Source organism: Limnohabitans sp. Rim28 (genome assembly GCF_000293865.2).
GTDB lineage: Bacteria > Pseudomonadota > Gammaproteobacteria > Burkholderiales > Burkholderiaceae_C > Limnohabitans_A.
The window spans coordinates 23,381-42,675 of record NZ_ALKN02000011.1 but is presented as its reverse complement, the minus strand read 5'-3'; the positions used below and the strand labels follow the sequence as shown (position 1 = coordinate 42,675).

General features: G+C 60.7%; 19 protein-coding genes. 9 read left to right on the top strand and 10 right to left on the bottom strand.

The annotated features are described in order from the left end of the window. Positions 1 to 10: 10 nt before the first annotated feature. The 7 genes from B472_RS12740 (at position 11) to B472_RS12710 (ending at position 6,302) form a co-directional block, all read left to right on the top strand. Positions 11 to 652: a thiol:disulfide interchange protein DsbA/DsbL gene (locus tag B472_RS12740; RefSeq protein ID WP_019427202.1), complete on the top strand. Its 642-nt coding sequence runs from the start codon at positions 11 to 13 to the stop codon at positions 650 to 652. Between the two features lie 160 nt (positions 653 to 812). Further along, positions 813 to 1,436: a lipopolysaccharide transport periplasmic protein LptA gene (gene lptA, locus B472_RS12735; RefSeq protein ID WP_040505974.1), complete on the top strand. Its 624-nt coding sequence runs from the start codon at positions 813 to 815 to the stop codon at positions 1,434 to 1,436. Next, entirely contained in the window at positions 1,433 to 2,191 is a 759-nt protein-coding gene (gene lptB, locus B472_RS12730; RefSeq protein WP_019427200.1) for an LPS export ABC transporter ATP-binding protein, read from the top strand. The genes lptA and lptB overlap by 4 nt, the downstream gene beginning before the upstream one ends. Before the next feature lie 37 nt (positions 2,192 to 2,228). Next, the gene (locus B472_RS12725) at positions 2,229 to 3,770 is read left to right on the top strand and encodes an RNA polymerase factor sigma-54 (protein ID WP_019427199.1); all 1,542 of its coding nucleotides are present in this window, start codon (positions 2,229 to 2,231) and stop codon (positions 3,768 to 3,770) included. 10 nt (positions 3,771 to 3,780) lie between these two features. Next, on the top strand, positions 3,781 to 5,085 hold the full coding sequence (locus tag B472_RS12720) for a class I SAM-dependent RNA methyltransferase (RefSeq protein ID WP_050995459.1): 1,305 nt from the start codon (positions 3,781 to 3,783) through the stop codon (positions 5,083 to 5,085). Next, on the top strand, positions 5,082 to 5,513 hold the full coding sequence (locus B472_RS12715) for a putative toxin-antitoxin system toxin component, PIN family (protein WP_019427197.1): 432 nt from the start codon (positions 5,082 to 5,084) through the stop codon (positions 5,511 to 5,513). Before B472_RS12720 ends, B472_RS12715 begins: the two co-directional genes overlap by 4 nt. 15 nt (positions 5,514 to 5,528) lie before the next feature. Beyond that, positions 5,529 to 6,302, top strand: coding sequence for a YecA family protein (locus tag B472_RS12710; RefSeq protein ID WP_019427196.1), 774 nt, complete (start codon positions 5,529 to 5,531; stop codon positions 6,300 to 6,302). 22 nt (positions 6,303 to 6,324) lie between these two features. Here the strand turns inward: B472_RS12710 and B472_RS12705 are convergent, their stop codons facing one another. From B472_RS12705 to B472_RS12680, 6 genes are all read right to left on the bottom strand, one after another. Then, positions 6,325 to 7,296, bottom strand: a complete 972-nt coding sequence (locus B472_RS12705) for an alpha/beta fold hydrolase (protein ID WP_019427195.1) — start codon at positions 7,294 to 7,296, stop codon at positions 6,325 to 6,327. Then, positions 7,296 to 8,261, bottom strand: a complete 966-nt coding sequence (locus tag B472_RS12700) for a tripartite tricarboxylate transporter substrate binding protein (RefSeq protein WP_019427194.1) — start codon at positions 8,259 to 8,261, stop codon at positions 7,296 to 7,298. Before B472_RS12700 ends, B472_RS12705 begins: the two co-directional genes overlap by 1 nt. A 127-nt stretch (positions 8,262 to 8,388) precedes the next feature. Continuing rightward, the gene (locus B472_RS12695; protein ID WP_019427193.1) at positions 8,389 to 9,939 is read right to left on the bottom strand and encodes a class I adenylate-forming enzyme family protein; all 1,551 of its coding nucleotides are present in this window, start codon (positions 9,937 to 9,939) and stop codon (positions 8,389 to 8,391) included. Beyond that, on the bottom strand, positions 9,939 to 11,195 hold the full coding sequence (locus B472_RS12690; protein ID WP_019427192.1) for an acyl-CoA dehydrogenase family protein: 1,257 nt from the start codon (positions 11,193 to 11,195) through the stop codon (positions 9,939 to 9,941). Before B472_RS12690 ends, B472_RS12695 begins: the two co-directional genes overlap by 1 nt. Beyond that, positions 11,192 to 11,974, bottom strand: a complete 783-nt coding sequence (locus B472_RS12685; protein ID WP_019427191.1) for an alpha/beta fold hydrolase — start codon at positions 11,972 to 11,974, stop codon at positions 11,192 to 11,194. Before B472_RS12685 ends, B472_RS12690 begins: the two co-directional genes overlap by 4 nt. After that, positions 11,971 to 13,056 carry a peptidase M29 gene (locus B472_RS12680; RefSeq protein ID WP_026039584.1) on the bottom strand — a complete coding sequence of 362 codons (1,086 nt, stop codon included), beginning with the start codon at positions 13,054 to 13,056 and terminating at the stop codon, positions 11,971 to 11,973. The genes B472_RS12685 and B472_RS12680 overlap by 4 nt, the downstream gene beginning before the upstream one ends. 121 nt (positions 13,057 to 13,177) lie before the next feature. On the opposite strand from B472_RS12680, the gene B472_RS12675 reads away from it, so the two are divergent. After that, positions 13,178 to 13,627, top strand: coding sequence for a MarR family winged helix-turn-helix transcriptional regulator (locus B472_RS12675; protein WP_019427189.1), 450 nt, complete (start codon positions 13,178 to 13,180; stop codon positions 13,625 to 13,627). Between the two features lie 96 nt (positions 13,628 to 13,723). Then, positions 13,724 to 14,377, top strand: coding sequence for a hypothetical protein (locus B472_RS12670; protein ID WP_133176093.1), 654 nt, complete (start codon positions 13,724 to 13,726; stop codon positions 14,375 to 14,377). 384 nt (positions 14,378 to 14,761) lie between these two features. Here B472_RS12670 and B472_RS12665 read toward each other — a convergent pair whose 3' ends face one another. The 4 genes from B472_RS12665 to B472_RS12655 all read right to left on the bottom strand — a co-directional run bounded on the left by B472_RS12665 (position 14,762) and on the right by B472_RS12655 (position 19,294). After that, positions 14,762 to 15,826, bottom strand: a complete 1,065-nt coding sequence (locus tag B472_RS12665; protein ID WP_019427187.1) for an AbiJ-NTD4 domain-containing protein — start codon at positions 15,824 to 15,826, stop codon at positions 14,762 to 14,764. Between the two features lie 432 nt (positions 15,827 to 16,258). Further along, entirely contained in the window at positions 16,259 to 16,987 is a 729-nt protein-coding gene (locus B472_RS16965; RefSeq protein ID WP_133176092.1) for a hypothetical protein, read from the bottom strand. A gap of 181 nt (positions 16,988 to 17,168) precedes the next feature. Further along, the gene (locus tag B472_RS12660; RefSeq protein WP_019427185.1) at positions 17,169 to 17,564 is read right to left on the bottom strand and encodes a RidA family protein; all 396 of its coding nucleotides are present in this window, start codon (positions 17,562 to 17,564) and stop codon (positions 17,169 to 17,171) included. Between the two features lie 50 nt (positions 17,565 to 17,614). Continuing rightward, positions 17,615 to 19,294 carry an AMP-binding protein gene (locus B472_RS12655; protein WP_019427184.1) on the bottom strand — a complete coding sequence of 560 codons (1,680 nt, stop codon included), beginning with the start codon at positions 19,292 to 19,294 and terminating at the stop codon, positions 17,615 to 17,617. Between the last annotated feature and the right edge of the window lies 1 nt (position 19,295).

Here is a 19,295-nt window from a genome sequence, read left to right as displayed (position 1 = left end):
GGAGCACTCCATGAAACGTCGCCTTTTTTCCACCCTCATGCTGTCCTTGACCGCTTGGTTGGGCAGCACCTCGGCTTGGGCACAGCAAGCCTTCCGTTCGGGCAAGGACTACATCACCCTGGAGCGCCCGGTCGCCACCGAATCGGGCACCGGCAAGATCGAAGTGCTGGAGTTCTTTTGGTACAGCTGCCCCCACTGCAATGTGTTTGAGCCGGCATTTGAGCAATGGGCCAAAAACGCCCCCAAAGACGTGGTGGTGCGCCGGGTGCCCGTGGCTTTCAGAGAAGACTTTGTGCCCCAGCAGCGCCTTTACTACACGCTGGAAGCGATGAACTTGGTCGAAAAAATGCACATCCGGGTGTTCAACGCCATCCACGGCGAAAAGCTCATGCTCAACAGCGAAGCCACCGTGCTGGCTTGGGCCGAGAAACAGGGTATCGACAAAGCCAAGTTTGCCGAAACCTACAAGTCATTCGGCGTGGCCGCCAAAGCCAAGCGGGCCGTGCAGTTGCAAAATGATTTCAAAATTGAAGGTGTCCCTTCGTTGGGCGTGGCTGGCCGTTACTACATCGACGGCACTTTGGCAGGCAACATGGACCGCGCCCTGAAGGTGGCCGAAGCCCTGATCGCACAAACCCGTCAGGGCCGCTGAGGCCCTGTTGGCGGCGGCCCAGCACCGTGCCGCGATGCCCACCCACCCGCAAGCACTTGTGTTGGCGGGTTTTTTGCTTTTTAAAGGCATCATGGCCTGCCTTTTGGGCTTGAATGGGCGCAACTTGCACCTACAATGGGTGCGTTGCACAGCAAGATTCATGCCCCCTAAAGCCCATCCTCTTTCCAGCCGTCCCATCCTGGCCTTTTTGGCGCTGTGCGCCAGCCTGCTCGCTTGGCCCTGCTTGGCAGAAAAAGCCGATCGCGACAAACCCATGCAGATCGAAGCCGACAGCATGCGGCACGACGAGGCAAAACTGTTGACCCAATTCACGGGCAAGGTGGTGGCCACCAAGGGCACCTTGATCTTGCGGGCAGCCCGCATGGACGTGCAACAAGACAGCCAAGGCCGCCAAGTGGCCAAATTGTGGGCTGCACCCTCTGAGCGCGTTTTTTTCAAGCAAAAGCGCGAAGGTCTCAATGAATTCACCGAAGGCGAAGCCGAAGAAGTCATCTACGACAACCAATCCGATGTCGTGACCTTGTTGCGCCGGGCCGATATGCGCATCCTGCGCGGCACCGAAGTGGCCAACCAGTTGCAAGGCCACACCATCGTCTTCAACAACATCACCGAAGTGATCACCGTGGATGGCCAACCCAGCCCGTCTGCCGAACGGCGGGTGCGTGCCACCTTGGTGCCGCGCGCCAAAACACCCGACAACACCCCGGTGATGGCCCCTGCATTGCGCACCAGCCCGGGCGTGGCGCCCACCCAAAAGCCATGAGCCAGACCGACAAGCCAAGCCGTCTGGAAGCGCACCACCTCCAAAAAGCCTATGGCAGCCGCAAGGTGGTGCACGACGTGTCGGTGCAGGTGGACAAAGGCGAGGTCGTGGGCTTGCTCGGCCCCAACGGCGCCGGCAAAACCACTTCGTTCTACATGATCGTGGGCCTGGTTCGTGCCGATGGTGGACAGATCCTGATCGACGGAGAAGACGTCACGCGCATGCCCATCCACAAGCGCTCGCGCATGGGCTTGTCGTATTTACCGCAAGAAGCCTCTATTTTTCGCAAGCTCTCCGTGGCCGACAACGTGCGCGCCATTCTGGAATTGCAAACCGACGCGCAAGGCCGCACCTTGAGCAACGCCGATGTCGAAAAACGCCTGAGCGAATTGCTGGGCGATTTGCGGGTGGACCACCTGCGCGACTCGCCCTCAGTGGCCTTGTCAGGCGGTGAGCGCCGCCGCGTGGAGATTGCTCGCGCCTTGGCCACCGACCCCCGCTTCATTTTGTTGGACGAGCCCTTTGCGGGCATCGATCCGATCGCGGTGATTGAGATCCAGCGCATCATCGCTTTCTTGAAGCAGCGCGGCATTGGCGTGCTGATCACCGACCACAACGTGCGTGAAACGCTGGGCATTTGCGACCACGCCTACATCATCAGCGAAGGTCGCGTCTTGGCCGAAGGCACGCCCGACGAGATCGTGGCCAACGCCGATGTGCGTCGGGTGTATCTGGGCGAACACTTCAGAATGTGATGCACACCCAGCCCGTTCTCGCGAAGAAAGTGCAGCCATGAAGCCCGGCCTGTCGCTTCGCATGTCCCAGCACCTGGCGCTCACGCCCCAGTTGCAACAATCGATCCGCCTGCTGCAACTGTCCACGTTGGAGCTGTCGCAAGAAGTCGACCAGATGCTGGACGACAACCCTTTTCTGGAACGCGCTGAAGAAGAAGCCCCAGCCGAAGCCTTTGGTCTGGAGCAAGCAGACAGCTACGTGAGCTTGGGCGACCGGGTGAGCGAAAGCGCCAGCACGTCGAGCAGCAGCGAAGACAGCGCCAGCGAAACCCGTGACGAAGTGGTGACCGACGTGGCCGAAAGCTGGGACGGTGACGGCAGCGTGGACATGCGGCCCGACGACAGCGAATGGGGGGGCGATGCCACACCCCGTCAAAAGAACGGCGAAGAAACTGCAGACGCCATTGACTTGGCCCGCAGCAGCGGCTCGCTGACCGACTTTTTGCACCGCCAGGCTTTGTCACTTCGCCTGTCTGAAGTGGACCGCGCCGCCCTTCGCTTTTTGATCGAGTCGCTTAATGACGATGGCTACCTGACCGACACGCTGCCCGAGCTGGCGGCCAGTTTGGCCGGCACCGACGACTTTGAGCAGATCGACGAGTTGGTGCACCGTTTCACCGTGGCGCTGGGCTTGCTGCAATCACTCGAACCGGTGGGCGTGGGCGCACGCGACTTGACAGAATGTCTGCGCATCCAGGTCAAGGCTTGGCTGCAAGACGACCCGCAAAGCGAAGTCGCCCAAGCCGCATTGGCCATTTGCGCTCAACCGCTGGAGATGCTGGCCAAGCGCGACTACAAACGTTTGGCGGTGGCCTGTGGCCTGAGCGAAGCCGTGGTCAAGGCCGCCATCCCCTTCATCGCCCGGCTTGAACCCAAGCCCGGCCGCCCCTTTGTCCATGCCGAGCAAAACATCATCATCCCCGACGTGTTGGTGGTGAACACCAGCAAGACGGCCAGCCCCAAGTTCCGCATCCAGCTCAACCCCGATGTGATGCCCAAACTGCGCGTGCACGACATCTATGCCAACGCCTTGCGCGGAGGCAAGGGTGACAACCATGCGGGCCTGCAGCAGCGCCTGCAAGAAGCACGCTGGTTCATCAAGAACATCCAGCAGCGCTTTGACACCATCTTGCGCGTGTCCACCGCCATCGTGGAGCGACAGAAAAACTTTTTGACACACGGCGAATTGGCCATGCGCCCACTGGTGCTGCGCGAGATCGCCGATGAGCTGGGCATGCACGAGTCCACCATCAGCCGGGTGACCACGGCCAAATACATGGCCACACCACAAGGCACGTTTGAGCTGAAATACTTCTTTGGCTCGGGCCTGGGCACCGACAGCGGCAGCGCCGCATCGAGCACCGCCGTGCGGGCACTCATCAAGCAGTTTGTCTCCGCCGAAAAACCCGCCAAACCCCTGTCCGACAACCAGATTTCTGAGATGCTGAAAGAGCAAGGCATCGACTGCGCACGCCGCACGGTGGCCAAATACCGCGAAGCCCTGAAGATCGCGCCTGCGAACCTGCGCAAAACCCTTTGAGAGTATTTGAGTGAATTCATTGAACCTGTTCATGCCCTGCGCCGCGGGCGTTGAAGGCTTTTTGGCCGACGAGGTGCACGCCATCACCGGCCTCACAGGTCACGACCTGATGACCGGCCGCGGCGGCGTGATGGCACGCGCCTCATGGCGTGACGCCATGCGCATCAACCTGCACAGCCGCCTCACCCAGCGCGTGTTGGTGCAGTTGTCGGTGACCGATTACCGCCACGAAAACGACCTGTACAACGCCGCCAGCGAAGTGGCCTGGGAAATCTGGTTCACCCCCAAACAAAGCTTCAAGATCGACATCACCGCGCAGCACAGCCCGCTGACCAGCCTGAACTTTGCCGCGCTCAAGATCAAGGACGCGGTGGCCGACCGTTTCCGCGCCAAGCGCGGCGAGCGCCCCAACGTGGACACCACTTGGCCCGACGTGCGCATCTATGCCCACGTCACGCCCGAAACCCTCACGCTGTACATCGACACCTCGGGCGAGCCCCTGTTCAAACGCGGTTGGCGCACCGACAAGGGCGACGCACCCCTCAAAGAAACATTGGCCGCCGCCATGATTGCCGCCAGCGGTTGGGACGCCACGGTCCCGCTGTACGACCCCTGCTGCGGCAGCGGCACGATTCCGATCGAAGCGGCGCAAATCGCCTGCGGCATCGCTCCCGGCTTGCAGCGCCGCTTTGGCTTCGAAAAATTGCTGCCCTTCCAGAACCACGTTTGGCAAGGCCTGATTGAAGAAGCCCGCGACCTGGAACACGAACCCACCGCGCCGGTTTTTGGCAGCGATGTGGCCTTCCGCATGGTCGACTTTGCCGAGCGCAACGCCGAGCGGGCTGGCGTGTCGGGCGTGATCGAGTTGCGGGGGGGCGACGCGCTGCAGCGCATGCCACCCAGCGAGACCCCCGGCGTCATGCTGCTCAACCCGCCCTATGGCGAGCGCATTGCCGCAGCGGGTGTGGCCGGGCGTGGGCGTGACAACTTCCAACCAGGCGCCTTGGCAAACGCACGGGCCTCCGAGCAGAGCCACCACCGCGAAACCGCCCAGACCGACGACGGCGGCGACTTCTTCGCCCAACTGGCCAGCCACTGGAAGAAGAACTACAGCGGTTGGAGCGCCTGGATGCTCACGCCCGACCTGAAGCTGCCCAGCAAAATGCGCCTGAAAGAATCCCGCCGCGTGCCCATGTGGAACGGCCCCATCGAATGCCGCTTGTTCCGCTTTGACATGGTCAAAGGCAGCTTGAAGCGCACACCGACAGACGCCTCTGCAGACAAAACAGGGGATACCGGAACGCCTGCCGCATGAGTGTGAGTACCCCAGTGCGCCGCGTGCTGGACACCAACATCGTGCTCGACCTCTGGGTGTTTGACGAACCTCAGGCCGAGGCCCTGCGCACCAGCGTGGAGAGCGGCAGCACGCAATGGCTGGCCACCGCCGCCATGCGCGAAGAGCTGGCCCGCGTGCTGGCCTACCCGCAAATCGTCAAACGCCTGACGCACCGCCAACTGCCCGCCAGCGCCGTGCTCGACCACTTTGACCGCCACGCACAACTGCAGCCCAACGCCCCCAAAGCCGAATACACCTGCAATGACGCCGATGACCAAAAATTCATCGACCTGGCCGTCGCCCACACCGCCGCCCTGCACAGCAAAGACGCGCAAGTGCTGTGCATGAAAAAGCGCCTGGCGCGCTGCGGCGTGGCGCTGAACCCGGTCACTACAATCCCCGCCTGACCACAGGAACACACCATGAACACCACCGCTGGCTTGGAAGCCGAAGACTTTGACACCCTGGACAACATCCTGGACGAACTGCGCGAGCGTTTTGAAGAAACACCGCAGTGGGAATTTTGTGAGGGTTTCATGGCCGCGCTGGTGTGCTGCCGCCGCGCCATTCCTGATGCCGAATGGCTGCCCATGCTGCTGGGTGTGGACGATGGTGAGGATGGCGGCAGCTTTGCCGACGACGCCCAGCGCCAGCAGTTCATGGCTTTGTGGCAGCGCCGTTTTGACGAAATCAAACTCGCGCTCGACACCCCCGTGGAAGCACTGGACGACGACAAAGCCTATGCACCCGAGGTGATGGATGTGCGCGGGGCGATTGCATCCTTGCCGCCCGAAGAGCGCGAAGACATTGAAGACAGCGAAATCCCCTCTTTTGCGCAGGTGTGGGCGCTGGGTTTCATGTTCGCGGTGGAAAACTGGCCCGAAGAATGGGCCACCCCCAAGGACAAGGAAGCGGCCAAGTGGTACGACCTGTCACTCGAGGCCATCGTGGCCCTGACCGAAGACGATGATGCGGTGCCCACCTTGTCGGCCTTGTCCGAAGACGGCCCACCCAGCGTCAGCGAAGAGCGCCTGAACGCCTACGGCGAAGCGCTGTGGGCGGTGTACGACCTGCGCGAAATCTGGCGCAACATCGGCCCGCGTGTGGCGCAGGTCATCAAAGAAGCCACGCCAGGTCGGAACGATGCGTGCAGCTGTGGCAGCGGGAAAAAGTTCAAAAAGTGCTGCGGGGCCTGAGGCCGCCGCCAAACCAGCCCAGTCAAACCATCCACTTGGCCAAGGCTTCGCTGGTGGCCTCGGGCAGCTCTTCCGGAATGAAGTGACCTGAAGACATCAGCTGACCGCTGACTCGGCCAGCGCATTGCGCCTGCCAGAGCTCGACCGGCTTGAACATGCGGTTGACCACGCCGCGATCGCCCCACAGCACCAGGGTGTCGCAGGCGATTTTGTCGCCACGCGCACGGCTGTCTGCGTCGTGCTGCAGGTCGACGCCTGCGCTGGCGCGGTAGTCTTCGGCCGCGCTGTGGATGGCCGCGGGCCAGCCCTTGTCATTCACCGCCGGGTTGCAAAATGCGCGTTCGTATTCGGCCAGGGCTTGCGGCTCGATGAAACCCAGCCCCAAGCTGCCCCAGCCGCCCAACTTGGCGTGCAGGTAGGCCTTGGGCTTGCCGCCGATCATGAATTCGGGCAAGGGTGCGGGTTGCGTCAGGTGGAACCAGTGGTAGTAGGCCTGTGCAAACGCAAAGTACGGATCGGTCACCGGGCCGGAGACCTCGAGTGTTTTGCCCCAAAGACCGCTGTACATGTCGAGGGTCGGCGCAATGTCGATGATGCACAGCTTCTTGACGCGCGGCGCGTGGTCGAGCGCCAAACGGTGCGCCACGCGCCCGCCCCGGTCGTGACCGCACAAGAAAAAATCGCCCACGCCCAAGACATCGAGCAGGCCGACGACTTCTTGCGCCATGGCGCGCTTGCTGTAATGCAGGTGCTGCGCATCGCCCACAGCATGGGACGAATCGCCATAGCCACGAAGATCGGGCATGACGATCCGGTAACGGCCGCGCAAGTTTTGCGCGACGCGCTGCCACATGACATGGGTTTGCGGAAAGCCGTGCAGCAAAACCAGCACAGGCAAATGCGATTGCCCCGCCCAATCGGCGGTGCGCCGAAAGCACACCGGCAAGCCCGCCACGGTGAGCGTCTGGCGCTCGAAGTCGTCAAACCAGGCCATCAGTCGACCTTGGCGCCCGAAACCTTGACCACTTCAGCCCACTTTTTGTGTTCTGACTCAATGAGCGCTGCAAATTGCGCGGGCGTGTTGCCGCTGGGAATCGCGCCCAATGTGGCCAGGCGTTCTTTCATGGCAGGGGAAGCCAGTGACTTGGCCACTTCCTGCTGAATGCGGTTGACCACATCGGCGGGTGTGCCGGCTGGCGCCAAGAGACCGAACCAGCTGCTGGCTTCAAAACCTCTGAGGCCAGCCGCCTCTTCGATGGTGGGCAACTCGGACATGGCCGCGGAACGCTGGCTGCTGGTCACGGCCAGGGCCTTGAGCTTGCCCGACTTGATCAGCGGTATGGCCGAAGGCAAGTTGTCGAACATGACGTCCATGGTGCCACCGGCCAAATCGAGCAAGGCGGGACCGGAACCCCGGTAGGGAATGTGCGCCATGAAGGTGCCGGTTTGCGATTTGAACAACTCGCTCGCCAAATGGATGGAGGTGCCGTTGCCACTCGACGCCATGTTCAGCTTGCCAGGGTTGGCGCGGGCGAACTTGATGAAGTCGTTGACGCTGTTGATCTTGTTGGCCGTGGCTTTCTCGGCATTGATCACCATGACATTGGGCACACCGGCGACCAAGGTGATGGGCGCGAAGTCTTTGAAGGGATCGTAGGGCAGCTTGGCATACAGGGCGCTGTTGATGCCGTGCGTACCCACGGTGCCCATGAGCAGCGTATAGCCGTCGCCTGCCGACTTGGCCACTTGTTCCGCACCCAGGTTACCGCCTGCGCCGCCTTTGTTTTCGATGATGAAAGACTGACCAAACGCTTTGCTCAGGTCCGGGGCAATCGCACGTGCCAGGATGTCGGTGGTGCCGCCGGGCGCAAAAGGCACCACGATCTTGACCGGCTTATTGGGCCAAGCGCCTTGGGCCCAAGCCACCGAGGTGGTGGACAACAAGACCGCAGCGGCCATACCCAAGATCGGGCGACGTGAAAAATAACGTGACATTTAAACTTCTGAACCTCTGAATGAATGAACCCGCTGATGATGCCACGCGGCATAAAAAACGCTGTCACGCAGGGGAAGAAAGGGGGAAGATTCAAGGTTTTGTGCCGTGCAAAAGCGCCAGCAAAGCGGGCTTTTGCACCTTGCCCAAAGCGCTCTTGGGCAGGCTGTCCCTGAAGACCACGCGCCGGGGCAATTTGAACCGGGCAATTCGGCTTTGCAAATGCTGCAGTACGGCCTCGGCGTCGAGGGTCTGACCTGCCGCATCGCTGGTACGCACCAACACCGCCACCGGCACCTCGCCCCAGCGCACATCGGGCAAGCCGACCACCGCGCACTCGGCCACGCCGGGCAGTGTGACCAGCAGGTTTTCGATTTCGGCCGGGTAGATGTTCTCGCCCCCGGAGATGATCATGTCCTTGCTGCGGCCCACGATGGTGATGCAGCCGTCTTCGGCGCGCTGGCCCAAGTCACCCGAATGAAACCAGCCGTCCTGCAGGCCCGTGTGGGACTCGCCGTCGGCACGCCAGTAGCCGCGCATCAGGTTGGCAGCGCGGATGCAGACTTCGCCCGTTTCACCGGGGCCGACTTCCTGGCCTTGTGCACCGATCAGTTTGACCTGGGCCTCCGGGTGCGGCCAGCCTGAAGCGCCCACGCGGGCCATGGCCTCGGGCAAACGCAGCACGATGGACACGGGGCCGGTCTCGGTGGTGCCATACACCTGGCCGACAGGCACGCCGCGCGCGTGCAGCGTATCCAGGTAGGCCACAGGCACGGTGGACGAGCCGGTCATGATGCCGCGCAGGCAGGCCAGCGAGGTCTCGGCCCAGCGCGGGTGTTCAAACACGGCGCGCATGGTGGCGGGCACGAGCAATGACAAAGAGGGTTGGCTCGTGTTCATTTCACCCAGCCAGGCAGACGGATCAAAGCGCGGGTGCAGCACCACCGGCACACCGGCCAGCAGCGCGGGCAAAGTTTGAATGCACAAGCCCCCCACATGGAACAGGGGCAGCGTGGACAGCACCTTGTCGCCCGGCACAAAGTCGTGCGCCCAAGCGCTGGCGCGGGCGTTGGCCAGCAGCGCCGCTTGCGTGTGCACCGCGCCTTTGGGCACACCCGTGGTGCCCGAGGTGTAGACCAAGAGCAGCGGCAGGTCGTTGTGCACATCCCAGTGCAGTTTGGGCAGCGGCAGACCGCGTGGCGAAGCGCTGGCGATCAGCTCATCGTGGTGGGTGTGCTGCAAGCCCTCGGCCTGCAGTGCCTGGCCCGTATCGGCGTGGTGGCTGTCGTGCACCAGCAGGCGCGGTTGCGCATCGTGCATCACCTGCTGCAACTCGGGCACGGCCAGGCGAAAGTTCAGGGGCAAAAAAATCGCGCCCAGCCGGGCGCAGGCCACCAGCGTGACCAGCTGCAGTTCGTGGTTCAAGCCCAGCCAGGCCACACGGTCACCCGGCTGCACACCCCAGTGAGATTGCAGGTGCGCGGTGACCCGCTCGATGCGCCGCCAAAATTGGGCGAAGTCGTAGGCCAAGGTCTGATCGGGTTGGCGCTCGTCCCCCCTGAAGGTCATGGCGGGCTGAGCGCCGCACTCCTGCGCCAACTGCGCAAAGCGCGCCGCGATCAGGCTGCTTTCCTGGGCGAACATCACTCGTCTTTTTCGCCGGGTTCGTACAGGGCTTCGCGGCCAATGCGGTCCATGCACAGCTCGGCCGTCCAGGGCAGCATGAGCGAGCCGCAACGCGCATCGCGGTACAGGCGCTCCAGCGGCAAGCTTTTCAACATGGACTGGCCGCCGCAGGTGCGGATGGCCAGGCGGGCGATGTCTTGTGCGTTTTCCATGATGGTGTACTGCGCGGCATAAGCGCGCAGTCGGGTGGACTTGCTCGGGTCCACCTTGGCGTCTTCGATGGCACGCAAAAACAGGTTGCGGGTTTGTTCGAGCTTGATGAACATCTCGGCCACGGCGATTTGCTTGGTCGCGAACTGGCGGCGCTTGACGGGGCCGGTGCCCGGGATCTCGCCGCGCAGGTAGGCCACGGTGAAGTCGTACGCCGCTTGCGCGATGCCCATGTAAGTGGGCGAAAGCGTCATGAACATGTGCGGCCAGCGGCTGGCGGCCTGAAAGTAAAGACCTTGCGGCATGAGCGCCGCGACGTCGGGCACGAACACGTCTTTGAAAATCAAATTGCGCGACACGGTGGCGCGCATCCCCAGCGGGTCCCAATCGCCTTCGATCGTCAGGCCCGGCGCGGTGCGGGGTATGGCCAGGTACAGGGTGTCGCGGCGCGACAGGTCAGCGCCCTCTTTCTTCTCGGTGCACAGCACGCCAAAGTAATCGGCAGCATCGGACAAGGAAGCAAAGATCTTCTTGCCGTTGACCTTCCAGCCACCCTCCACCTTGACCGCCAGGGTGCCAAAGGGTTGCGCCCCTGAGGCGGCAGCGCCGCCTTCAGAAAACGGCTGCGCGTAAATCGCGCCGTCTTTCACCACACGGGCAAAGTGCGTGGCCTGGTGCTGGCGGTGGATGGCGCGCTGCTCGGGCGTCATCTCCAGGTCTTCTGACAGCAGGCCACTCCAGAGCATGGTGCAGACATGCATGTTGAAGGTGAGGGCGGTGGCGCCGCAGTAGCGACCGATCTCGGCCGACACCATCGCATAGGTCGCGTAGTCGGCACCCTGGCCGCCATGCGCTTCAGGCACGCACAGTGCCAGCAAACCTGCGTCGCGCATGTCGTCGTAATTGGCAAACGGAAACTGCGCATCGCGGTCGAGCTGCGCTGCGCGGGGGGCGAACTTCTCACGACCCAGCTGACGGGCCAATGCCATCAGCTTTTGCTGTTTCTCAGTCAGGGGGTAGTCGTCGCCACAAATCGGCATGGTCTTGTCTAGCATGTCGGTCATGGTTGCATGTCCTTCAAGAATTTTTCGAGTTCGGCGTTGAACGCCTCGGGCTGTTCGCAGTGCAGCAAATGGCCCGCACCCGCCAGACAGGCGTAGCGCGCGCCGGGAATTTTTTGCGCCATCTTTTCCATCACGGCGGGCGGCGCGGTGCGGTCGTGTTCTGCCGCCAAGCACAACACCGGCACGGTGATGGTGGGCAAGGCGGCGCGTTGCTCGAACTGCACCAGCGCACGCAAGGCGGCGCGGTAGGTGTCGGGCGCAACGGCGGCCATGCCTTGGCGGGCCAGGGTCAGCGCGGGGGCAGTGCAGCCGGGCGCCACCATCGACGGGATCAAACGGTCGGCGATATCGCCCATGGTTTTGCCCGCCTCCAGAGGGGCCAAGCGCTGCGCCAAAAACTGCTTTTGAAATTCGCCATCGCTGTGGCCAAAAGCCGGGCTGCTGGCAGCCAGCAGCAGGCCACGGATGCGCTCTGGCTTTTGCGTCCAGGCTTGCAGAGCGACCATGGCCCCCATGCTGTGGCCCACCAACACGGCTTGGTCGATCTGCGCCGCGTCCAACATTTGCCAGAGGGCTTGCGCCAAGTGCGCAAAGTCATAGGGGGTGACCCTAGGGCTGTCGCCATAACCGGGCATGTCCCAGGCCAGGCTGCGCCAGCCCAAAGCGGCCACATGCGCTTGCTGCGCTGCCCAGCCGTGTCGGCCACCGCCCACACCGTGCAAGAAGACCACAGCGGGTTGTGCGGGCAAACCCACTTCGGTGAAGGCAGGCGCGCTCATGCCAGCGCCGCGCTCACGACTTGGCCGGCATCGACCACCACCGCGCCGTCGAGCCGGATGGTGCAGCCGCGCATGGGCAGGTCAAAGTGGCCCAGCGTGTGGCGACCCGCGACTTCGTTGGCCCCGGTCGAATACAAAAAGTTGCCCGCAAATGCGCGCAGCTCGGTGCCATTGCAGTCGCGCTTGTCGTAAAAGGCCATGGCGTCCCAACGCGCCGCCGGGTTCAGGCCAAAGCCCACATGCGACACCGCATAGCAGGCGCGGTGACCTTCAGCGTCTTCCCAGGCCTTGTAGTAGCCGCGCATCATGTCCACATCCACGCCCTGCCCTTCGATGGCGACCACGCTGTCGTTCTCGATCGTCAAACGGATCGTGTCGCGCAAATAGCGTTTGAAGGTCAGGTTCACATCGCCCGGGGCCATGACCAGCGTGCCGTTGACGCTGCCCGCTGGCGGGAACGCCAGCGCCAGGCCGCCAGGCCAGTGCGACACCATGCCCGGCTTGGTGCAAAAGCCCCACACACCGCCGACCACCGCTTGTTGGTTGCCCTGTTTCAGGTTCACGCGCAAGTCAGTTCCAGCGGCTGACGTGACGTGCATCAACTGTGCGGCGCGGAGCTTTTTCATGGCCGAGCGCACCACGCCTTCGAGCGCCGGATCGGGCACGGTGCGTTCCAAAATTTCGGGATGCTCGTTGGACACCATGAGCAGACGCGGCATACGGCCGTCCACGCCCTTCATGATGGTAGGCAACTCGGACGCGTGCAGCAGGCCTTCGACGGTGCAGTCCACCACCATGTCGGCGCGGGCCAAAGCGGCCACCACGGGGCCGAGTTGCCCAATAGCGTCACTCGCGCCTGTGGAGCGCACAGGCGCGGGGGCGGTGAGTGCGGGCGTGGTCAACGTCACTTCGAACACCTTGGCGCCCATGCCTTCCAATGCCAGGCGCGCCAACTCGACGTTCACACGGCGCGACTGCGTCTCCGACAAAATGGCCACCACCTCACCGGGCTGCACTTTGCACAGCGTGAAGGTGCGGGTGAACGCCGCGAGCCACTTGTGTTCGATCTTTTCTACCAGCATGCTTGTCTCCTGAAACTCTACCCAAGGCAAGCCGTTTTCGGCCTTCAAAAACAGTTTATATGAATTTTCATGTAATGTGAGGCTTTCAATCGAGCACAGCCCAACGTTTTGCCCCTGCCCCATGACCTCTTCACCCGGCTTTGTTGACGACTACCTGGCCTACTTGCTGGCGCGGGCCAGCCATTTGATTTCGAGCGAATTCCACGCCGTGGTGGAAGCCAACGGCCTGAGTCTGATGGAGTGGCGCGTGATGGCCAGCCTGTCGGGCAAAGACAGCTTGAGCATCAACGAGCTCGCCAGCATCGTGCTGGCCAAACAACCCACCGTGACCAAGCTGGTGGGACGCATGCAGGGTGCCGGGTGGGTCCAACGTTGTGACGCCACACACGACAAACGGCAAAGCCTGGTGAGACTCACAGCCGCTGGTCGGCGCAAGGTGCAGCCCCTGCTGAAGCAAGCCAAAGCGCATGAGGCGCAGGTGGTGTCGGCCTTGGGTTCGGACCCGGCGCATCAACTCAAGCTCATGTTGGAGAGGCTGATCGCCACACACACCAGTCACGGTAACTGCTGAATCGCTTTCAAGTTTTGAGGTTGCTATTGGCACCTTCGTTGCTCTCCAATCTTGCATATGCATAGATTAAGATTAATGAAAAATCAGGGGAAAAACATGAGGCATCTCGTCCTTTCAGCACTTCTTGGGTTAACGAGCTTGGGCGCTGCTGCTCAACCCGCCGCAGATATGGCGCAACTAGCCCAGCGCTTGGAAGGGACGATTTACGTGATCCCCCACCGTGAGTCTGCCGACGGTTCATTAACTGCGTGCGGTTTGGAGTTTGGTGCTCTAAAGCGTGACTTCAGCACGATGAAAGGAGCTCCGGTCAAGTTAGTAGGTTCCTTCTACTTGCGCCCCCACACCACGACAGGTCTTGCATATATGTTGAAGGTAGGCGCATTCGATGGCTTCGGCTCCACAAACGGATTTGCACCTGCTAATGCGTTTATTCGTGGACCGAATAGTAGGGCACCCAAAAAAGCAATTCGACTGGAAGCAGAGAACAAGGGCTATGCACTTTTTGTCGGTTCACTTGACGATGAAGTCATTGCCGCCTTTGCCGGAATTGCGGAGAAAAAACAATTGGTTGTAGGGTTTAACAGGAAGCCCGGCCAACAGGACGTCATATTCAATCTTGACTTGACGGTAATCGATACCAAGATGGGTTCTGATGGACAACCTATCCGCAATCGAACAAACGCGGCGGTAGATGAGTTTCTTACTTGTTCGGAGGATTTGATGAAAACTCCAGATGCCAAGCTCAAATAGACCGCTTTCAATTGTTTGATGTGATGCATATCCTACAGATGTTCAGAGTCCGGCAGCACGGCAATTGGTATTAACAGCCATCAATGAGCCTTGCATCAGCATAGGTCCGATCCCTGTCTTTTCTTGACTATCAAAAAAATCAGTATTGATAGATGCCTTATATGCAGCGGTTGCGGTCCTCCGCAGCAGATCGCAGAGCTCACGGTGATGTTCAGGAAGCCGTCATCGGGTTGCGTGGATACCGGCGGCGATGACCGCTGTCGGGGGCGGAGCAGCCGTCCAAGACAGTCGGGCTGCCGAACACCGCCTCAAGCTTCAGCGAACGTCTGCTGCGCCGAGGGTCGAAAAGATGCTCTCGACCCTTAGCGGGCAGCCGCTAGCAGGTCAAGATGACTTCAGTCGACGGACCATCGTTCGGATCCATGACATGGCGGTTTCGATGGCCCAGTCGGTCTGCGGCAGAGTCAGGGTCGGCATAGGCTGATCGCCTGGTCCGTGGCCCACCGCGTTGCGAACCTTGGTGAAGTAGTCCTTCAGCATCTCGCCTTCCCAAACGTCAAGGAAGCCGTGATCCTTCTTCATCAGGTTGTCGATGTACTGCGCCGCACCGCGCTCCGTGCCTCTAGTCCATCCCTTCTCGGCCGAGATGATCTTGATCGTGCTCTCTAGCGCCTTGGCTGCATAGATCGCGGGGTCCTTGCCGTTGCTGTCACGCTGGTCCAGAGACTCCTTCATGTCTATATCGACGTTCGACCACTTTGGGTCAGAGACCAGGGTCCAGAACGGCTTCGAGATTTGGCGCTCCACGAGCTGGTCAGTGGCGAACTGGATGAAGCCGTTGTGATAGTTAAGCGGCGCGCCAGCTCGTCGGAAGCGCTCATTGAGTTCTTCGACCTTCGCGTTGAAGGCATCGTTGACAGCCTTGTTTCTGGCGATCACGCCTTTAGATGGGTCGCCCGGTAAACGCAGGCCGCGACCTTTTGCCCTGGCCGCATTGATGCTTGCATCCCGGATTTCACTGGGCAAGAGGTAGTTGATCGCTGCTATCTCGATGCCGCGCTTGCGCATCACTAACTCGACCAGGCTGATGCGGGCCTTGATGTATGCGTCGGGGTCCCACGAGTCATTGAATGGACCGGTTAGGAACTGCTCGAAAACGTACTCGTATGAGTACCAGCCGCTGACCGGCATGTCTGTGCCGAACGCATTCTTCTGGGTGTAGGAGTAGTAGCGGGGGGCAAGCTCCTTGCGTCCGAGTTCGTTAGCCAGCTGATCGTGCAGCTCCTTGTACTTCGCGACGTTAGGTGCGTTTTCCTTACCATCGCGCCAGTACGGATAGACCTCCTTGATGAGGTTGTAGATCTGCGTCAGCAGGCGGCGCTCTTGATCGCTAAATGTGGACCAGATCGGCTGGTCTTTGTACCGGTCTGCAAAGATGTCGGTCAGCACTTTCTCAATCCTTCTTCTCTGAGTCGGTCAATGCTAACCGAGCGGTCGCCGAAGCCTTTGGTGCGCATTCGGGAATCATCCATTCGATGCGACCAACCGCTTCGGATCGATCTGCGACGGTCGCGTTACGCGATAGCGTCACTCGAACAGTTCGCATGTGAGCATCGGGCCAGACGGCTGCTTCCAGGGGCGGAGCTGCCAGCCAGGCCGCTCCAAGTCGTTCAACCGCTTCTGACAACAGCGGTCATTCGGCGTGCCTTGCTCGAACGTCCGAGATCAGCCTAAATGAGACATCCAAAGAGATTTAGCTGGACTCCAATTGCAACCCGAATGTTGATTGGACTTTCCTGCCACCTTTGCTCCATTTTCTGTTCACCCTGAAACAGCGCGGTGCCAAGAATCATTTGGGCATGATCCCTGTCAATGACGTGCTTATTGCTTGGTCCCGATAACAATCAGGCCATCACTCTTATTTGGGGTGAGAGCTAGAGCCAATAACTTGTTAGGTGTGACCGAAGTATCAATGTGCGTTACACCAGTCAGGGTGCTTTGCCCAACCGCACAACCACTGCCAATGGATGAGAGCGTAATGTTGTAAATGTTCTTACTGCCAGAACGCGGGACGATGCTACCGGTGGTAATACAGTTGGTTTGATTGAGAACAAAACGCCCATTGCTATCAATCGTGATGGCGCCAGGAATCAATGTGTAGGCACCAGACCTTCCAACAAACGACCAAGTACCCATTGCATTTGCAGCGGTTGCCGGTGTGTCATATGACGATTGATACGTCAGAGGGACGGTGACACCGTTGCCACTTAAGGACATTGATGACTTTGCCTGGACTGTGCCAGTTAGGTTGCCGCTGGTAGATCTATTTGTTACGAAGTTGAAATCAGTTCCGTTGATGGAAACGCTGGCCCCATTGACAACAGCTGAACCATAGAGAGCACCATAAATTGTTGAGCCTGATGAATAGATACCCCATGTCTCACCGGTCTCTAGGACAGCGGTATTTACTGTGTAGCCTGTTGATGCGACACCAGTCCACAAGCCTTGTGGATCAGTGTTTGTTACGTTTGAACCATCGCCACCGCCACCGCATCCTGTCAGTATTGCAACAGTACTTGCAATAAAGCTCAGCTTGATCCATGTTGTCATTCGCAACCTTTCGAAGTAAATTTAAAGTTACTAAGTATATATTAATATTTTCATATTATTTACTTTGGTATCAATTTAACTTCGATTTTATTGCTTGCCAAACGCTTGGTTCATAACAAGCTGCAGATGGTGCGGACAATTAACCCTTCTTGGCAACGTAACTGACGAAGCGCGAATCCACTCACTCCGGCACCACCGCCGTCACTTCAATCTCAACTTGGGCGCGGTCTTCCACCAAGTCGGCCACTTGCACCAGCGTCATGGCCGGATAGTTCTTGCCAATGACTTCCTGATAGACCTTGCCCAGCTCCCTGCCGCGTGCCAGGTATTCCTTCTTGTCTTTGACGTACCAGGTCATGCGGGCCATGTGCTGCGGGCCAGCGCCCGCGCAGGCCAGCGTGTCGACGATGTTTTGCAGGGCTTGGCGGCACTGGGCTACAAAGTCGTCGGTCTCGAATTGGGCTTGGCCGTTCCAGCCGATCATGCCGGCCACAAACACCATGCGGCCTCGCGCTTCGATGCCGTTGGCATAGCCTTTGGCGGGCGCCCAGCCTTCGGGTTGCAAGACGTTGAACATGCTTTTCCTTTGATCAGTTGGGGACAGAGCTAAAGATCTGTCCCGCAAAGTTATTTGTTGACTGAAATTTGACGCAACTTGAAGCGCTGCAGTTTGCCGGTTTCCGTGCGGGGCAAGGCGTCCAGAAAGACCACCTTACGCGGGTACTTGAACGGGGCGATGGTTTGCTTGACGTGCTCTTGCAGGGCTTTTTCCATGGCCGCATCACCCGTGTGGCCGGGCTTGAGCACCACATAGGCCTGCACGATGTGCCCACGGTCTTCGTCGGGCATGCCGACCACGCCGCATTCGGCCACGGCCGGGTGTTGCAGCAAAGCGCCTTCCACCTCGGGGCCTGCGATGTTGTAGCCCGCCGAGATGATCATGTCGTCGTTGCGCGCCTGGTAGCTGAAGTAGCCATCGGCGTCCATGACAAAGGTGTCGCCGGGCAGGTTCCAGCCGTCTTTCACATAGTCTTGCTGGCGCGGGTCGGCCAGGTATTTGCAGCCTGTGGGGCCGCGCACGGCCAAGCGCCCCACGGTGCCGGGCGGCACGGGCTGCATGTCGTCGCCCACGATCTGCGCCACATAGCCGGGCACCACCTGACCAATGCTGCCGGGGCGCACTTGCGCGCCCGCGCTGGAGATGTAGATGTGGATCACTTCTGTGCCGCCAATGCCGTCGGTCATCTCGATGCCCGTGGCCTGCTTCCACAGCTGGCGGGTGGCGTCGGGCAAGGCCTCGCCTGCCGAGACGGGGTGCTTGAGGCTGGACAGGTCAACGCCTTTGGTCAGCGTCGCCATCTGGCGGTACATGGTGGGCGCGGTGTAGCACTGCGTGGCTCGGTACTTGGCAATGGTCTGCATCAAGGTCTCGGGCGTGTGCTTTTCAAGCAGCACGGTACTCGCGCCATAGCGCAGCGGGAACGCCAGCAGACCACCCAAGCCGAAAGTGAAGGCAATGGGCGGCGTGCCGCACACCACATCGTTCTCGTTCATCTGCAAGATGTGGCGCGGGAACAAATCACACATGGCCAGCACATCGCGGTGAAAGTGCATGGTGCCCTTGGGCTTGCCCGTGGTGCCACTGGTGAACGCGATCAGGCACACGTCGTCGCGGCTGGTCGGGTGGGCGGTGTACGCCCCACTTTGCCGCGCCATGCGCTGCTCCAAGCCATCGGGAGCGTCACTGCGGAAATACAGCGCTTGTTTCAAGCTGGGCGTGTGACTGGCGTGGCCGGGTGTCATGCAATGTTGCAACTCGTCGGCCAGCAAGCTGTCGCACAGCGCGGCGCTGACCTGCGCTTTGTCGATGATTTGCGCCAACTCGCCCGCACGCAGCAGCGGCATGGTGGGCACCGCCACCAGGCCGGCCTTGATTGCGCCCAGCAAACACGCGGCCATCATGGGGCTGTTGCCGCCGCGCAGCAAAATGCGGTTGCCGGGCACCAGACCCATGTCGTGTGTCAGCACCTGAGCGATGCGGTTGGTTTTGTCCTGCAGCTGGGCATAGGTCCAGCTGAAGTCTCCTCCCCCCGTGTGGAAGTCGCTCACGCCATGCAGCGCGATGCGCTCACCTTTTCCCTCGCGCACATGCCGGTCCACCAATTCCACGGCGCAGTTGAGTTGGTCCGGGTACTCCAGCTCGGGCCGGTCGGCCATGAACACGGGCAGCTGGTCTTGGGGCGGTAGCCGGTCACGCGCAAAGCTGTCGGTATGGCTGCTGGGCAGCAATGTGTTCCAGTCGCTCATG

What these genes read in the sequence shown, in the direction of transcription:
- B472_RS12740 (WP_019427202.1), top strand. Translation starts at nt 11, where the DNA reads ATGAAACGTCGCCTTTTTTCCACCCTCATGCTGTCCTTGACCGCTTGG.
- lptA (WP_040505974.1), top strand. Translation starts at nt 813, where the DNA reads ATGCCCCCTAAAGCCCATCCTCTTTCCAGCCGTCCCATCCTGGCCTTT.
- lptB (WP_019427200.1), top strand. Translation starts at nt 1,433, where the DNA reads ATGAGCCAGACCGACAAGCCAAGCCGTCTGGAAGCGCACCACCTCCAA.
- B472_RS12725 (WP_019427199.1), top strand. Translation starts at nt 2,229, where the DNA reads ATGAAGCCCGGCCTGTCGCTTCGCATGTCCCAGCACCTGGCGCTCACG.
- B472_RS12715 (WP_019427197.1), top strand. Translation starts at nt 5,082, where the DNA reads ATGAGTGTGAGTACCCCAGTGCGCCGCGTGCTGGACACCAACATCGTG.
- B472_RS12710 (WP_019427196.1), top strand. Translation starts at nt 5,529, where the DNA reads ATGAACACCACCGCTGGCTTGGAAGCCGAAGACTTTGACACCCTGGAC.
- B472_RS12705 (WP_019427195.1), bottom strand. Translation starts at nt 7,296, where the DNA reads ATGGCCTGGTTTGACGACTTCGAGCGCCAGACGCTCACCGTGGCGGGC.
- B472_RS12700 (WP_019427194.1), bottom strand. Translation starts at nt 8,261, where the DNA reads ATGGCCGCTGCGGTCTTGTTGTCCACCACCTCGGTGGCTTGGGCCCAA.
- B472_RS12695 (WP_019427193.1), bottom strand. Translation starts at nt 9,939, where the DNA reads ATGTTCGCCCAGGAAAGCAGCCTGATCGCGGCGCGCTTTGCGCAGTTG.
- B472_RS12690 (WP_019427192.1), bottom strand. Translation starts at nt 11,195, where the DNA reads ATGACCGACATGCTAGACAAGACCATGCCGATTTGTGGCGACGACTAC.
- B472_RS12685 (WP_019427191.1), bottom strand. Translation starts at nt 11,974, where the DNA reads ATGAGCGCGCCTGCCTTCACCGAAGTGGGTTTGCCCGCACAACCCGCT.
- B472_RS12680 (WP_026039584.1), bottom strand. Translation starts at nt 13,056, where the DNA reads ATGCTGGTAGAAAAGATCGAACACAAGTGGCTCGCGGCGTTCACCCGC.
- B472_RS12675 (WP_019427189.1), top strand. Translation starts at nt 13,178, where the DNA reads ATGACCTCTTCACCCGGCTTTGTTGACGACTACCTGGCCTACTTGCTG.
- B472_RS12670 (WP_133176093.1), top strand. Translation starts at nt 13,724, where the DNA reads ATGAGGCATCTCGTCCTTTCAGCACTTCTTGGGTTAACGAGCTTGGGC.
- B472_RS16965 (WP_133176092.1), bottom strand. Translation starts at nt 16,987, where the DNA reads ATGACAACATGGATCAAGCTGAGCTTTATTGCAAGTACTGTTGCAATA.
- B472_RS12660 (WP_019427185.1), bottom strand. Translation starts at nt 17,564, where the DNA reads ATGTTCAACGTCTTGCAACCCGAAGGCTGGGCGCCCGCCAAAGGCTAT.
- B472_RS12655 (WP_019427184.1), bottom strand. Translation starts at nt 19,294, where the DNA reads ATGAGCGACTGGAACACATTGCTGCCCAGCAGCCATACCGACAGCTTT.